At 42.7% G+C, this 14,870-nt stretch carries 11 protein-coding genes; 6 read left to right on the forward strand and 5 right to left on the reverse strand.

What is annotated here, in order from left to right; genetic code table 11:
- Window positions 1–5: 5 nt before the first annotated feature.
- From FQ083_RS10790 to ruvB, 4 genes are all read left to right on the forward strand, one after another.
- On the forward strand, window positions 6–392 hold the full coding sequence (locus tag FQ083_RS10790; protein WP_020442948.1) for a hypothetical protein: 387 nt from the start codon (window positions 6–8) through the stop codon (window positions 390–392).
- A gap of 479 nt (window positions 393–871) precedes the next feature.
- A complete protein-coding gene (gene fba, locus FQ083_RS10795) occupies window positions 872–1,906 on the forward strand; it encodes a class II fructose-bisphosphate aldolase (RefSeq protein ID WP_133105224.1) in 1,035 nt (344 codons plus the stop codon).
- A gap of 83 nt (window positions 1,907–1,989) precedes the next feature.
- Complete coding sequence (ruvA, locus tag FQ083_RS10800) at window positions 1,990–2,613, forward strand: Holliday junction branch migration protein RuvA (protein ID WP_149409855.1); 624 nt, start codon at window positions 1,990–1,992, stop codon at window positions 2,611–2,613.
- Between the two features lie 186 nt (window positions 2,614–2,799).
- Window positions 2,800–3,780 carry a Holliday junction branch migration DNA helicase RuvB gene (gene ruvB / locus FQ083_RS10805; protein ID WP_041772439.1) on the forward strand — a complete coding sequence of 327 codons (981 nt, stop codon included), beginning with the start codon at window positions 2,800–2,802 and terminating at the stop codon, window positions 3,778–3,780.
- Window positions 3,781–3,964: 184 nt separating this feature from the next.
- Here the strand turns inward: ruvB and FQ083_RS10810 are convergent, their stop codons facing one another.
- The 4 genes from FQ083_RS10810 to FQ083_RS10825 all read right to left on the reverse strand — a co-directional run bounded on the left by FQ083_RS10810 (window position 3,965) and on the right by FQ083_RS10825 (window position 8,375).
- Entirely contained in the window at window positions 3,965–5,626 is a 1,662-nt protein-coding gene (locus FQ083_RS10810; RefSeq protein ID WP_149409856.1) for an ABC1 kinase family protein, read from the reverse strand.
- A gap of 57 nt (window positions 5,627–5,683) precedes the next feature.
- Window positions 5,684–6,379, reverse strand: coding sequence for an SCP2 domain-containing protein (locus FQ083_RS10815; RefSeq protein WP_149409857.1), 696 nt, complete (start codon window positions 6,377–6,379; stop codon window positions 5,684–5,686).
- A gap of 118 nt (window positions 6,380–6,497) precedes the next feature.
- Window positions 6,498–7,586, reverse strand: coding sequence for a bifunctional demethylmenaquinone methyltransferase/2-methoxy-6-polyprenyl-1,4-benzoquinol methylase UbiE (ubiE, locus tag FQ083_RS10820; RefSeq protein ID WP_149409858.1), 1,089 nt, complete (start codon window positions 7,584–7,586; stop codon window positions 6,498–6,500).
- A 78-nt stretch (window positions 7,587–7,664) separates the two neighbouring features.
- Window positions 7,665–8,375, reverse strand: a complete 711-nt coding sequence (locus tag FQ083_RS10825; protein WP_011513039.1) for an FFLEELY motif protein — start codon at window positions 8,373–8,375, stop codon at window positions 7,665–7,667.
- A gap of 342 nt (window positions 8,376–8,717) precedes the next feature.
- On the opposite strand from FQ083_RS10825, the gene FQ083_RS10830 reads away from it, so the two are divergent.
- Both FQ083_RS10830 and FQ083_RS10835 read left to right on the forward strand, forming a co-directional pair.
- Entirely contained in the window at window positions 8,718–10,388 is a 1,671-nt protein-coding gene (locus FQ083_RS10830; protein ID WP_149409859.1) for an ATPase, read from the forward strand.
- Window positions 10,389–11,136: 748 nt separating this feature from the next.
- Window positions 11,137–12,744, forward strand: a complete 1,608-nt coding sequence (locus FQ083_RS10835) for an inorganic phosphate transporter (RefSeq protein ID WP_149409860.1) — start codon at window positions 11,137–11,139, stop codon at window positions 12,742–12,744.
- Between the two features lie 109 nt (window positions 12,745–12,853).
- Here FQ083_RS10835 and FQ083_RS10840 read toward each other — a convergent pair whose 3' ends face one another.
- The gene (locus FQ083_RS10840; RefSeq protein ID WP_011513042.1) at window positions 12,854–14,491 is read right to left on the reverse strand and encodes an aminotransferase class I/II-fold pyridoxal phosphate-dependent enzyme; all 1,638 of its coding nucleotides are present in this window, start codon (window positions 14,489–14,491) and stop codon (window positions 12,854–12,856) included.
- Window positions 14,492–14,870: the final 379 nt, after the last annotated feature.

A 14,870-nucleotide genomic window follows, 5' to 3' on the forward strand; every position in this document is an offset into this window, starting at 1 on the left:
TTGTTATGTTAAAACGTCATTTATTACTTGCTAGTGTTCTTGCTGGTACTTTTGCAATCACTGCATGTAGCCAAGAAACACAAGATAAAACCGATGCTGCTGCTGAGTCAGCTGGCGAAGATGCTGCTGCTAACACAGAAGAAGCTGCTGCGAATACAGAAGCCGCTGCTGCTGAAGCTGAAGTAGCTGCCCAAGAAGCTGGCGCTGAAGCTGCAGAAAATGCTGAAGTTGCTGGTGCTGCTGCCACTAATGCACTAGAAGAAACTGGCGATGCTATTGCTGAAGGCACAAGCAAAGTCGTTGAAGGTACTGCATCAGCCGTTGCTGACGGTGCTAACGCAGTTGCTGACGGCGCAAATGATGTCGCTGTTGATGCAGAACAACAGTACTAAGTCGTATAAAGGCTAAGTCATTTAAAATTAAGCAACATAAAGTTCAGTTTATTTATTAAAATAAGATGGATAGACTGTTAGCTGATAAGTTGTTTTATAAGCCTATAAAATATATAAAAGCTTTGGTAATTGCCAAGGCTTTTTTTATGGATAAAAATAATCAATTTGATTCATAAAAAGCGGGTCATGAATTTTTTATAGACGAAATCGACCATCTAACTGTGCAAACAAGGTATAAAAACCAAACAGACAAACAAATAGTCAGTTAAGCGCTACGAAGCGCTAGTAATTTTTGCTATAATCACGGCGTAATAATGACGAGCAAAAAACAGGGTTTTTTGTTGGCTTATAATGGAATACCCATTGCAAAGCTAGGTCGCAGTGCAAACGTGCAAACGTGGCAACGTCTTATTGTTAAAAATGATGTTTTAATATCATCTTCAAAATACTATTTTTAGAATATAACCAGAGAGCGTTTTATGGCCTTAATATCGTTACGTCAACTTTTGGATCATGCTGCTGAACACGGCTATGGTGTTCCTGCTTACAATGTTAATAATTTAGAGCAGATGCGTGCCATTATGATGGCAGCTGACGCCTGTGACTCTCCTGTGATTGTACAAGCCAGTGCCGGTGCCCGTAGTTATGCAGGCTCTGCGTTTTTGCGTCATCTGATTATTGCTGCTATCGAAGAGTGGCCACATATTCCAGTAGTGATGCATCAAGACCACGGTATGTCACCTGCTATTTGTCAACGCTCAATTCAGCTTGGCTTCTCATCAGTGATGATGGACGGCTCGCTTGGTACAGACGGTAAAACGCCGATGGATTATGATTATAACGCCAGCGTCACCCGTGAAGTAGTCAAAATGGCTCATGCTTGCGGTGTTTCAGTCGAAGGCGAGATTGGTTGCTTAGGTAGTCTTGAGACTGGTATGGCTGGTGAAGAAGACGGCTCTGGCGCAGAAGGCGTATTAGATCACGAGCAGCTATTGACCAGTGCTGATGAAGCAGAGCAGTTCGTTAAAGATACCAACGTCGATGCACTTGCCATTGCTATCGGTACCAGTCATGGTGCTTATAAGTTTACGCGCCCACCGACAGGCGATATCTTATCGATTGAGCGCGTAAAAGAAATTCATGCCCGTATTCCTAACACTCACCTAGTTATGCATGGTTCATCCTCAGTACCACAAGAATGGCTAAAAGTCATCAATGAAAATGGTGGCGACATCGGTGAGACTTATGGTGTACCGGTTGAGCAAATCGTTGAAGCGATTAAGCATGGTGTGCGTAAAGTAAATATCGATACCGATTTACGTTTGGCATCAACAGGCGCGATTCGTAAATTCCTTGCAGAAAACCCTAGCGAATTTGATCCACGTAAATACTTTAAAGCGTCTATGGTTGCGATGTCAGATATCTGTACCAATCGTTTTGAAGCCTTTGGTTCAGCGGGTCAAGCGCATAAGATTCGTCCAATCAGTCTTGAAGGTATGGTTAATTTTTACTAGTAAGTTGACATGGTAAAAGAGATTGATTGATAGGTGATGGTTTAGCTCATTTTTATAATAGTCTATATAAGAGATCGTGGATTATGATTGGATTGATTAATGGACAGGTGCAATACTTAATGGCACCGACTGCCTGTATCATGACCACCTCTGGTGTTGGCTATGATATTGAGCTGCCCTTGCCGTCATTTTGCCAATTGCGTCTTAATGAGCAGGCAAGCATTTGGACGCATTTCCATGTGCGCGAAGATGCACAGCTGCTCTATGGTTTTATTGACCGTAAAGAGCGTGATGTCTTTCGCCAGCTGATTAAAATCAACGGTGTTGGGGCAAAAATGGCATTAGCAATGCTATCTGCAATGTCAGCTGCTGAGCTAAAAATGCATGTCGAGCAAGATTCAGAAGCGGCATTGACACGTATCCCAGGTATCGGCAAAAAGACAGCGCAGCGTTTATTAATTGAGCTAAAAGATAAGCTGAAAAATATCGAAGTCGACAGCAGTCATTTAGAATTTGCTATGCAGCCGGCACCAATATCTGCTGAAGGAAGTATCATTGCTGAAGTTGAAGGCGCATTGATTAGCTTGGGCTACAAAGAAAAAGAAGCTCAGCAAGCTATTAAGGCGGCAAAAAGTAATGGCGAGACATTTGCAGATACGCAGAGCTTGTTAAAAGCGACGCTGCAGCAATTTCAAAGTTTTAAGTAGCGATATTTTTATAATAAAACCGTGATTTAAAAAAGCGATTAAAAATAAGCGACATTAGATGTCGCTTATTTTCGTTTTAGCACCTGCTTTATCATGTTTCGCATGACTTATGAGCAGCGTTTGGTTATGCTATTTATTACCTAATCTTTTAAAAATAATGCTTTAAGCATAATGGCAAAAACTATGATGCAAGATCGTTTGATTAATCCGCTAGAAGGGGCGTCAGATGCCCCTGATGCCAATATTCGACCAGCATTATTGGCGGAATATATCGGTCAGCCCGTCGTACGCGAGCAGATGGAAGTCTTTATTCAAGCGGCACGGGCGCGTGATGAAGCGTTGGATCATACGCTCATCTTTGGACCACCAGGCTTAGGAAAAACGACCCTTGCCAATATTATTGCTCGCGAGATGGGTGGCAATCTACGTTCTACGTCAGGACCTGTCCTTGAGCGCGCTGGTGATTTGGCAGCGATGCTGACCAATTTGGAAGCTGGTGATGTCCTATTTATTGATGAGATTCACCGCTTAAGTCCGGTAATTGAAGAAATTCTTTATCCAGCGATGGAGGATTTTCAGCTGGATATCATGATCGGTGAAGGACCAGCAGCACGCTCTATTAAGCTTGATTTGCCGCCATTTACGTTAGTTGCAGCAACCACCCGAGCCGGATTATTAACATCACCACTGAGAGATCGCTTTGGTATCGTGCAGCGACTAGAGTTTTATAATATTGCTGATTTAACCACTATTGTCAGTCGCGCCGCGCGGTTGATGCGCGTGCCAATGAGTGAGGATGGTGCTGTTGAAATTGCGCGCCGTGCACGTGGTACGCCAAGGATTGCCAACCGTCTATTACGACGTGTACGTGATTATGCTCAGGTCAGAGGCGATGGCAGTATTAATGGCGCAATTGCTGGTAGTGCGCTCGATATGCTCGCAGTCGATAGACGTGGTCTCGATCATTTGGATAGACGTTATATTGAGATATTGCACGAGCGTTTTGATGGTGGACCTGCCGGCGTTGAAGCGGTGGCAGCAGCGATGGCTGAAGACCGCGGTACGTTAGAGGATGTGATTGAGCCATACCTTATCCAACAAGGCTATGTACTTCGGACTGCACGTGGTCGAGTATTAACGCAGATGGCGATTGATCAGATGCTATAAAGTTAGCCCAAAAAAATGTGCCTATATTTAATATTCTAATTAAATGTAGGCACATTTTTTTGCTTTATTTTTTTATAGTATCTATTAAATAGTGGATGAAGGCTCAAGCCAAACGCTTATGCCTATCTATTTTTAATAAATACTTGTTATTGTCAGAAGTCTTTTAGTCAAAGCTATTAACGGTTTAGGCTAAGATACGCCACACGACTGCCAAAATCGCTAAGAGGTAAAAAATAGGTGATAGCCAACCGATAACTTGTGTTGCAAGGGCTATGAAAATAGCAAAGCCCGCCAGCGCCAACCAATCTCGGCGACGGTCGTTTAGCATATCGGCACGGATTTGTTGAATCTCACGCAGTTGACTGTCTTGACGTGATCCTTGTGAAGCAAGGCTCTGTAACCCTTGATCTAGCAGTCTTGGGATATCAGTGGTCGATAATAAAATCTCAGGCAACTGCTGACGTAGCTGTTGTAAATTACGCATCGGATCGAGCTGCTCCTTAATCCAACTGCTTAAGATTGGCTTGGCAAGCGACCAGATATCAAGATTAGGATACAAGTCGCGACCAAGTCCTTCGACATGCACTAAAGTTTTGAGCAGTAGCATCAGCTGCGGTGGAATACTCATATGATGGCGGCGGGCGATATCTAATATTTGCATTAATACACCGGCAAAGTCGATATCGTTAATGGATTTTTGTAACATCGGACCGACAGTGCGTTTCATATCACGCATCAATGCATGCTTATCAGCACTTGGCGGTATCCAGCCAGCTCGACTGACGATATCAACCATCGCTGTAAAGTTGTTATTCATCACGGACAATAACATTCGCGCGACGATAAGCTGATCGTCCTTTGATAAGGTGCCCATGATGGCACAATCAAGCCCGATATAACGCGGCTCATGCCCTAAGTCCACGGCGACCATATTTGCAGTCAAGGTATTGACTGGTGGCGTCTCGACAAAAACATTGCCGGGGTGCATGTCGGCATGGAAGAAGTTATCACGGAATACTTGGGTAAAAAATATCGTTAAGCCTTTTTCTGCCAATGCTGCACGGTCATAGCCTAATTGATCAAATACCTCAATTTGTGAGATTGGAACGCCTTGTATGCGCTCCATGACCATGACGTTTTTATTGGCATCATAGACTTCTGGCACATACATCAAGGCCGAGCCCAAAAAGTTGTTACGCATTTGCGTTGTATTGCCTGCCTCTAATGTCAAATCTAACTCGTTGAGCATGACTTGACGGTAGTCTTCAACAATATCGATGATGTGTATTGCACGAGCTGCTTCGATACGCGCCGATGCCCAATTGGCGAGTTCTCGTAGCAATTCAAAATCTGCAATAATGGTCGTGCGAATATCAGGGCGAACCACTTTGACCACCACTTCACGCCCATCATGCAGCGCAGCGGTATGTACTTGGGCAATAGAAGCAGCTGCTAGAGGCTTGACGTCAAAACGCGCAAATAAAGAGCCAATAGATTGACCGAGACCGTGTCTAGGGTCTTGGATTTGCGCAATCGCGATATCAGAATCGAAAGATTTAACTTTATCTTGTAGTTGAATAAGTTGCGCAATAATCTCAGGTGGTACGAGGTCACGGCGGGTCGAGAGTAATTGTCCAAGCTTTAAAAATAGAGTCCCCATATCTTCAAGCGCGTATTTAATCGCATTAGGCTGATGCTTTTTACCCCACGCGGCAGGATGCATACGGATTAAACGCACCAAAGGCTGTAGCTGCGGAGCATCTTCGACAGAAAAATGGGTGTCAATACGATAGGTGGCGGCAATGCGCCATAGCTCAAGTAAACGGGCGCGATGGGATAATAGCATGAGATATAAATACTCTAGATAAAGTCAAAAATAAGGTAGGCGTTGTAGAAAAGGCGATTATCTACTATGAGTTAAACGTGCTTGCTCATCTTTGATAGCGGCTAGTTTGGCTTCTTCACGTTCAACATCGGCGCGCAGTTTCAGTAGTTGCTGCTTAAGCGCATTTACTTCAGTTACATCTATTGGGTCAGGTGCACTATTACCTGCAACATCGTTTGCCCAATCGCTAACATCGTTAAAAGCACGCTTGGCACTATGACGCCAGCTGCCTTTAAGCTGCGATATCAGGAGGTGTAACTGGCTCGCCATCGATTTACCAATAAATGGTTCAAGTTGTCCCGCAACATCAGGATCAAAGCCTGCAACCAATTGATTGAGTTGCATAAGTACTTTGTAATCGCCCTCAATAGGCAAGTTGCCTTCTGTACCGCGCATGAGATTTAGTAGCTGGGCAGGGTTATCGACGGTAATAATACAATCTGGGCGGCTATGACCAAGACGCGCACGATCCATGCTGGCTTTTTGACGCTCATTCATAGCGCCACTTTGCTCAAACACACTTTCAGTCGTCACTGGCTCAAAACGCAAGCGCTCTTCAGTGAATAGCACATCTAAATTCACTTCAGGCGTGCCCATGTTGAGACGCAGTACTTTGCCAGCAAGTGGCGCTAAACCCGCTTTGGTAATCTCATCACTGGCAATAGCCATATTAATCAGCTTTTCAGCACCGGCCAAAAGTAGAACAGTCAGCATAAGGCTCTCGCATAGTCAGTTGAGCGCCTTAAAAGAGCGCATTATTTATAAATATAAGTTGCCATCATTTTACATAATGGCACTTTTATCGCTATGTGTTGTAATTTAAAACTTAATCTTATGCTTTAAAGCCGCGATGTACCGCGACGATACCAGCTGTCAGATTATGATAATCGCAATTTTCAAAGCCTGCTTGCTCCATCATCTGCTTTAGCGTCTGCTGATCAGGGTGCATACGAATCGATTCAGCTAAATATTTATAGCTTTCTGAATCGTTAGCAACCAGCTTACCCATCATCGGTAGCGCTGTGAATGAATATAAATCATAGGCTTTTGATAATGGCTCAAAAATAGGTTTTGAGAACTCTAGTATTAATAAGCGACCACCTGGCTTAAGCACACGGTACATAGATTTTAACGCCGCATCTTTATCTGTGACGTTACGCAGACCAAAGCTGATTGTCAGCAGATCAAAGCTATTATCATCAAATGGCGCTAGGGTTTCAGCGTTCGCCAAAACAAAATCGACATTATTACAGCCAGCATTAATCAAGCGCTCACGACCAACTTCTAGCATGGCCGCATTGATATCAGACAACACGACTTTACCGTTGCGACCGACTTCACGGCTAAAGACCTTGGCTAAATCACCCGTACCGCCAGCGATATCTAATACATGTTGACCAGCACGCACGCCAGATAAGCTGATGGCATAACGCTTCCACAAGCGATGAATACCAAATGACATTAAGTCATTCATGATGTCGTATTTTTTGGCGACAGAGGTAAATACGTCAGCCACACGCGCTTGTTTTTCTGCTTTATTAACGGTCTTATAGCCAAAATGGGTTTCTTCATGACCATCAGTATCAGACGTATGTGGATTATTGATATCGTCACGCTGGTTAAAAAGCGTTTGCTTAGTGGCTTGAGTATTTGTCTGTGCAGCGTTATTTGTAGTGCTATTTTGGGCGTGGTTTTCAGTATTGGCATTTGGCATAGTGGTTTGTTGCCCTTGTGGCGTTCCTATGGGTAAATCTTCAACATGAGTAAAGTCATTGTTAATAACGTTATTAACACTTGTAGCGGTATTTTGACGTGCTTTTACTTGAGCGGTAATATTTTGGTTATGAGTGATACTGTCTTGAACCAATTTATCTTGTATACGGCCATTAGTAGTCGTTTTATTATTTACATGATCAGTCATCGCGGTGTCCTATAATTTATTTTTATGCTTGTTTTTAGTCAGATAAAATACTAATAGTTGTTGAGACAATAGCGCTTATCATACAGCAAACGCAGCGGGCTTACCGTCATTATCCATGGCATGGACTTCATCAATAACTTCAAGCTCGCGCGCGCAAAACGGTTCAATAAAGCTGCTCACGCTTTTTAATGGTTTCATGGCTTTAAAGCCTGAATCGATAAAATCATAAAGCGGCTGAAAGTTATAGCGATACGCGGTGCCTTTAGCCATCGCAAAAGCTTTTTTGAGCATAAATGAATTCAAGTCTTTGTCAGTACGATAGCAAACGTCTTTTAAGTTATTAATCTGTACTCGACGCTCAATAGCTTCATCAACCGTACGGTAAGCGAGTAACATATTTTCTTCATTGACGGCTAACTCTTGTTCGAGTAACCACTGCGCCAAATGCAAGTCGAGCTCAATCGCCAATATAGACGCTTGAATGCCCATACTACCAGCTTCTAAAGATGACTCTTTGGCAAGACGCTCAAGTTTCTTGGCTTTAGGGAGGATGCGCCCCAATTGCTCTGCCAATACTTTAAATTCATCACCACCGTACAGCTGCGTTAAAAAATAATCTGCCATTAGCTGGTTTTTTGGTTGCTCAAACAGCGTGCTATGCGTACGCTTGATACGGGCTTGTTGCCATGATTGCACTTCATTAAGCTTCTTATTCAATGCAGCGTCTTCATGATGTGGCAGCGCCCAAAAGCGGTCAAGGTGCTGTTGTAAGTTGGCTAAAGCAGACATGGCAGGTCATCCTATAAAAATAATAATAGTCATCAAGTTGATAATAAAAGCTGGATAATAAGGGGGCTGGTTAGCGCTAAGTTTTCTACTTATAGGCAGCTATTAAACCATGCTCTCAAGATTTTGTTCACCTTAAAAGAAAATAAGACAGAATACAAATGCCAAACTGTTACATATAAAGATTGCTCAGCGCTTTCAGGTAGTCAATTTCTAAGACTTTATAACACAAATTACATAGCCACGTTATTTACTAAAAGGGCGCAGTGCTATGATAAAACAACTTAGCTATTTTAGACGATTATTTTAAACCAATTATTTGATAAGACTATAGCGAGCATAAACATGAGCAAAAAAGAGAATAAAACAGACAAGTCAGCAAAAGATGTGAGCACGCCATTTAACGAGCAAGTCGTCGAGCAGCGTCTTATGCCCAATCCTTTAAGCAAATTTTCAATGGATGAAGATGCGCTGCGATTGGCATTGGTTACAGCCCAGTTCGCTCTGCGTGCGACGCGCCAGCCAGAATCACCGAGCGCTGATAAAGCCATTGGGCTATTAGTATTAGTCAATGGTATGGAGCAGGCAGGTAAGGGGACGGCGGTAACGCAATTGCGCCAGTGGGTCGATCCGCGCCTGCTTAAGGTCGAAGCGACCATTGGTTATTGTCCTTTAGCACACCAACCGATTTGGCAGACGCATACCAAAGCCATGCCGCGCCACGGTGATGTGATGGTATATTTTGGTAACTGGTATGCTGATTTGCTCTACAACGTGATGCGCATGGCAACCCTAGAGAGTGAAAAGTCAGCAAAAGGTAAGAAGCATACGGATATTGAAGCGCTACCAATTGGACAATGGCAAGACTATTTACGCCAGCAGCTAACGGAATTGCAAGCTTTTGAGCAAGACCTTGTAGCAAATCACACGCAGCTACTAAAGTGCTGGTTTCATGTCGATATCGAGACTTTGCAGGCGAGGCTTAATGATGACGAGCCAGATCCAAAATTTCTGTACCAAATTGATTGGCATGATATGACGATAGTGGCTAAGTTCAATGAAGTTGCTGCCGAATTATTACGCCAGCAAGGCGATTGGATTATCATCGATGGCGCAGATAAATCGCAAGCAGCCATACATTTTTGTCATGAAGTCTTACATGCGATGCAAAAAGCCTTAGTTAGCAGCCGAGGAGAAAACAGTGCAGAATCAGATCAAGCACAAGATTCAAAGGATACTCATAATAGTCAAGTAGAGTATCAGTCAATAAAGTTTGAGCGAGTAAAAATACCTAAGGTACTTACTGATATCGAAGATTCAGATATTGATAAATCTGACTACAATGACGCATTGGCTAAGAAGCAGGCACGCTTGGCAGAACTGTTACGTGCGCGTCAAGGTCAGCATGTGGTGTTTGCCTTTGAAGGTATGGATGCAGCAGGAAAGGGCGGCTCTATCAAAAGACTGGTGGCGCCACTAGATCCACGCGAATATCAAATTTATAATATTGGCGCGCCCATGTTATATGAACTACAGCATCCTTATTTGTGGCGTTTTTGGCAAAAGCTTCCGAACGAGCAGACAGACCGCATCAGCCGTGTTGGTATTTTTGATCGTACTTGGTATGGGCGTGTCTTGGTAGAGCGTATCGAAGGCTTTGCGACGGATGATGAATGGCAGCGCGCCTATGATGAAATCAATCGCTTTGAAGCTGCCTTGGCAGCGTCAGGTACTCTGGTCATCAAGTACTGGCTGGCAATCGATAAAAAAGAGCAGCTGAAGCGTTTTGAGGAACGTGAAGAAACTGCATACAAACAATTTAAATTGACCGACGACGATTGGCGTAACCGTGATAAATGGTCAGATTATGTACAATCGGCGGCTGATATGCTGGCACGTACGGATACTAAGAACGCCCCTTGGTGTGTGATCGCTAATAATGACAAGCGCCAAGCACGTTTAGAGGTGTTAGACCACGCTATCGAGCAGCTATCCGCGTTGCTTGCTGCCAGCTAAGTAATAAAGTGCTACATAGATAAGTCTGCTTAAAGCCTTGGAACGCGTAGCAAATGCTAAGCGGCAATTATTTATCTTATAGAGGTACTTTTAACCCTATTCTTAAGCAGCTACCTATTTATTTATAGCTATTAACTTGTGACTGTTATCACTTGAATTGACTATGGCAATTCAAGTGTATGTTGGCTAAAAATAACCCGATAACGTCTGATCTAAAGTATATATTTCTTAAATCTTATATTCACAGTTACAAATCTTGTAATATCATCATGCATTATGCGTCTATATTTAATATAATAGGCGCGTAATGAGCGTTGCTATCTATTAAAATAGCTTGGTCTTCTGTTTATTTGTCTTTAATATCAATGTATTATTCACGATAAATATCTTGTATAGAAGAACGCTATTATCATAAAAACGTAAGCCGCAAGATGCTTTAATCAGACGATTTGGCAATACCACTTGCGGCTTTATGACATTTTACTTAGGCGTTTTATCTTAGTTTCTGATTGTCGTTAAGCTCAATTGCTTATTTGCAAATGGCTATAACCGCTAAGATAAGATAATAAGGAAGGTGTCAAAGCGTTGAGGCAGCTGTCTCAACACAGTATTCTAAAATTGTATTTCAAATAACCACGTTGCGCGCATGTTATTGTATTTTTGGGTGATGATAATCACATCATTAATAGCCGCGTAATGTCATCATTTGTCAATAATTTCAATCAGCTTACGCAGGACGTATCAACGTATGGGTATTAGCAGTAGCTCTACAGGACCAACAAAATCAGTCGGCTCTATGAAAATTAACCTACTTTTTGCCATTTTAATGATTGGAATGACCGCCTACTTTTTGTGGTGGGGTCTAGATTACACCATGCATCAGCAGACAACGCTATTTATTGTCGCCACTGCTTTTGGTGTTTTCATGGCATTCAATATCGGCGGTAATGACGTTGCCAATTCATTTGGCACCTCAGTCGGTGCAGGGACGTTAACGATTCCACAAGCCCTAGGTGTGGCAGCGATATTTGAAGTATCAGGGGCGGTACTTGCTGGTGGTGAAGTGACCGATACCGTTCGAAGCGGCATTGTCAATTTAGATGGATTGTCAGTGACACCCAATCAGTTCATTTATGTCATGCTTTCAGCGCTCATTGCTGCTGCATTTTGGCTGTTGTTTGCCACCAAAAAAGGTTTGCCGGTTTCGACCACACATGCGATTATTGGTGGCATAGTGGGTAGCTCTATTGTATTGGGTATCACCTTAGGTGGTACTGAAATGGCGTTATCAACAGTGAATTGGGACAAGATTGGCATGATTGCCATCTCTTGGATTATATCACCGCTATTAGGCGGCATTTTTTCTTATCTGTTATATGGACAGATTAAGAAAAACATCATTGAGTATAACGATAAAACAGAGGCGCATATTGCTACTCTGAAAGACAGTAAAAAGACGCTAAAACTGACGCATAAAGCGTATTTGGATGGTCTAACCGAGTCTGAGCAGTTGGCTTATACGTCAGCATTGTTACGTGATCAAGAAATATATAAAGATGATGATTGCGTCGTTGAAGATTTAGAGACGAATTATTACAAAGAACTTTATGAGATTGAAAACGAGCGCAGCAACCTCGATACCTTAAAAGCACTCAAGCAATGGGCGCCTATTATGGCGGCTGCAGGCGGCGCAGTCATGGCCTCTTTGGTTATCTTCAAAGGTTTGAAAAACGTCAATAATGGTATGACGACGTTGCAAGGCTTTTTAATCATGGGGATGATCGCAGCATTAGTATGGCTTGCGACTTATATTTATACTAAGAGTATCCGCGGTAAGCACAAAGAAGATTTGACCAAAGCCACGTTTATTATGTTTAGCTGGATGCAAGTCTTTACTGCATCAGCATTTGCTTTTAGTCATGGCTCGAACGATATTGCTAATGCTGTTGGTCCATTTGCAGCGATTATGGATGTTATCCGTACCAATAGTATTTCAACAGAAGCAGCAGTACCACCTGCTGTGATGTTAACTTTTGGTGTGGCATTGATTGTCGGTCTTTGGTTTATTGGTAAAGAAGTGATTCAAACTGTCGGTACCAATTTGGCAAAAATGCATCCTGCTTCTGGTTTCTCAGCTGAATTGGCTGCGGCTGCGGTTGTGATGGGTGCATCGACGATGGGTATACCAGTATCGAGCACGCATATCTTGGTCGGTGCTGTACTTGGCATTGGTATCGTCAATAGAGACACTAACTGGGCACTGATGAAACCAATTGGTTTGGCATGGATTATTACCCTTCCTGCAGCAGCAAGTATGTCTGCAATCAGTTATATAGTGCTGATAAATATCTTTTAAAAGTTGAAATCAAAGTCATTTAATTTTTGATTAATACAAATAGAAAACGCTTATCGATATCATATCGGTAAGCGTTTTTTTATAGAAAAATATAGGTGTCATCTATATATTAGTCAGTACCAAACTGCTTACGCTTCTTAGCAAAAAAGCGGTCTAAGCGATCCATAGCGTCTTCTAAGTCGTGTAAGTTGGGTAAAAACACCAAGCGGAAATGGTCATTTTTATCCCAGTTAAATCCTGTGCCTTGTACCATCAAGACGTTTTCTTCTAACAATAAATCCATCATAAACTGCATATCATCTTTGATAGGGTAAATCTCAGGATCCATCTTTGGAAAGCAGTAAAACGCGCCTTGTGGCATGGTACAAGAGATACCTTTTATCGCATTAAGACGGGTCACTGCCAACTCGCGCTGCTTGTACAAGCGCCCTTTTTTAGACGTTAGGTCCTTCATGCTTTGATAGCCACCCATCGCTGTCTGAATCGCATATTGTCCTTGAACGTTAGAACACAGACGCATAGATGCAAGCATATCTAAACCTTCGATAAAGTCAGCCGCATGTTCTTTACGACCTGAAACCATCATCCAACCAGCACGAAAGCCTGCAATACGATGTGATTTTGATAAACCATTATAGGACAACACCAGTACTTCATCGGTCAAAGTGCTCATCGGCGTATGTTCCATATCATCATAGAGAATACGGTCATAAATCTCATCCGCCATGATGATTAAATCATGCTCTTTTGCGACCTCGACGATTTGCAGCAGTACTTCATCACTATACAGCGCGCCTGTCGGATTATTGGGATTAATAACTACGATGCCTTTGGTTTTGCTGGTGATTTTGGATTTGATGTCTTCAATATCAGGATGCCAGTTATCTTCTTCATTACAGCGATAATGTACCGCCGTACCGCCTGCGAGATTGGCAGCTGCTGTCCACAGTGGGTAGTCTGGCATCGGAACCAGCACTTCATCGCCATCATTCATCAGCGCTTGCATGGTCATGACAATCAGCTCAGAGACGCCATTACCTAGATAGACATCACGAACATCAACTGCCGATAGCAGACCCTTTGATTGGTAATATTGCAATACGGCTTTACGCGCTGAAAAAATCCCTTGCGAGTCTGAGTAGCCCGTCGCTTCCGGCAGATTCATCGCCACATCACGCAAAATCTCATGCGGTGCTTCTAAACCAAAAGGAGCAGGGTTGCCGATATTTAGCTTTAAGATACGCTTGCCTTCGGCTTCCATTTTATTGGCAGTTTGCAGCAGAGGACCGCGAATGTCGTAGCAGACGTTTTGTAATTTATCAGATTTTTTTATTGAGTTCATAGAGTGACCACTCATCAGGTTATTTGGTGAATTTTTGCGGGGAGTAGAAGAGGTAGTTGTTGTTGGTGTATTCTGACTAGTGCTATGAGCTTGCTCACCTGCATCGACAGCTTTATCGTTATCAGACGATATACTGTCAGAATCGTCATCTGATTTGCTGTCACTTTCAAGCTCACCGCGCAATAAATACCCTTCGCTACAACCTAAGAGTCGCGCAAGGGTAGGTAGCTTAGATGAGACAATCCCATTGGTCCCACGCTCCCAATTAGAGATGGCACCGCGGCTGACTTTAGCGCCAGCAGCAGTCATCGCTTGTGCCAGCTGCTCTGCCGTCATGCCTTTGTCACGGCGCAGCTGTACCAGTCGTTCAGCTTGTGTGCTTTTAGTCTTGTCATCAGCCGTCATTATGTAAGCCTTTTTCATTTTATGAATCTGTCATTAATCTGTCATTAATCAAATAACGAAACCAACTCTCTTGGATAAGTATTAAGCTAATGCTTTAAAAGAGAACTACTTTCGATTAACTGTTAATGCAAGATATTATTGCATATAGAAATTAAATGCAAGTTATTTGTATATTATAGATTTTCACAATGTAAGAAAATCTTGCATTTCAGAGATTTATAATCCATTAAGAGACTTCAGCTCAATAAGAAACCATCTAACTTGTGATTTTTCGATATCAAATTGCCTACAGTATCTGGCACTGCCATTCAGTGCAGTGAGTATTCTTGTTATAAACATCTTGAATAATAAGACGCTCGCCAACAGATAAAGCCTATCG

It is taken from the genome of Psychrobacter sp. ANT_H59, from assembly GCF_008369225.1.
Taxonomy (GTDB): domain Bacteria; phylum Pseudomonadota; class Gammaproteobacteria; order Pseudomonadales; family Moraxellaceae; genus Psychrobacter; species Psychrobacter cryohalolentis.

What these genes read in the sequence shown, in the direction of transcription:
- FQ083_RS10790 (WP_020442948.1), top strand. Translation starts at nt 6, where the DNA reads ATGTTAAAACGTCATTTATTACTTGCTAGTGTTCTTGCTGGTACTTTT.
- fba (WP_133105224.1), top strand. Translation starts at nt 872, where the DNA reads ATGGCCTTAATATCGTTACGTCAACTTTTGGATCATGCTGCTGAACAC.
- ruvA (WP_149409855.1), top strand. Translation starts at nt 1,990, where the DNA reads ATGATTGGATTGATTAATGGACAGGTGCAATACTTAATGGCACCGACT.
- ruvB (WP_041772439.1), top strand. Translation starts at nt 2,800, where the DNA reads ATGCAAGATCGTTTGATTAATCCGCTAGAAGGGGCGTCAGATGCCCCT.
- FQ083_RS10810 (WP_149409856.1), bottom strand. Translation starts at nt 5,626, where the DNA reads ATGCTATTATCCCATCGCGCCCGTTTACTTGAGCTATGGCGCATTGCC.
- FQ083_RS10815 (WP_149409857.1), bottom strand. Translation starts at nt 6,379, where the DNA reads ATGCTGACTGTTCTACTTTTGGCCGGTGCTGAAAAGCTGATTAATATG.
- ubiE (WP_149409858.1), bottom strand. Translation starts at nt 7,586, where the DNA reads ATGACTGATCATGTAAATAATAAAACGACTACTAATGGCCGTATACAA.
- FQ083_RS10825 (WP_011513039.1), bottom strand. Translation starts at nt 8,375, where the DNA reads ATGTCTGCTTTAGCCAACTTACAACAGCACCTTGACCGCTTTTGGGCG.
- FQ083_RS10830 (WP_149409859.1), top strand. Translation starts at nt 8,718, where the DNA reads ATGAGCAAAAAAGAGAATAAAACAGACAAGTCAGCAAAAGATGTGAGC.
- FQ083_RS10835 (WP_149409860.1), top strand. Translation starts at nt 11,137, where the DNA reads ATGGGTATTAGCAGTAGCTCTACAGGACCAACAAAATCAGTCGGCTCT.
- FQ083_RS10840 (WP_011513042.1), bottom strand. Translation starts at nt 14,491, where the DNA reads ATGACGGCTGATGACAAGACTAAAAGCACACAAGCTGAACGACTGGTA.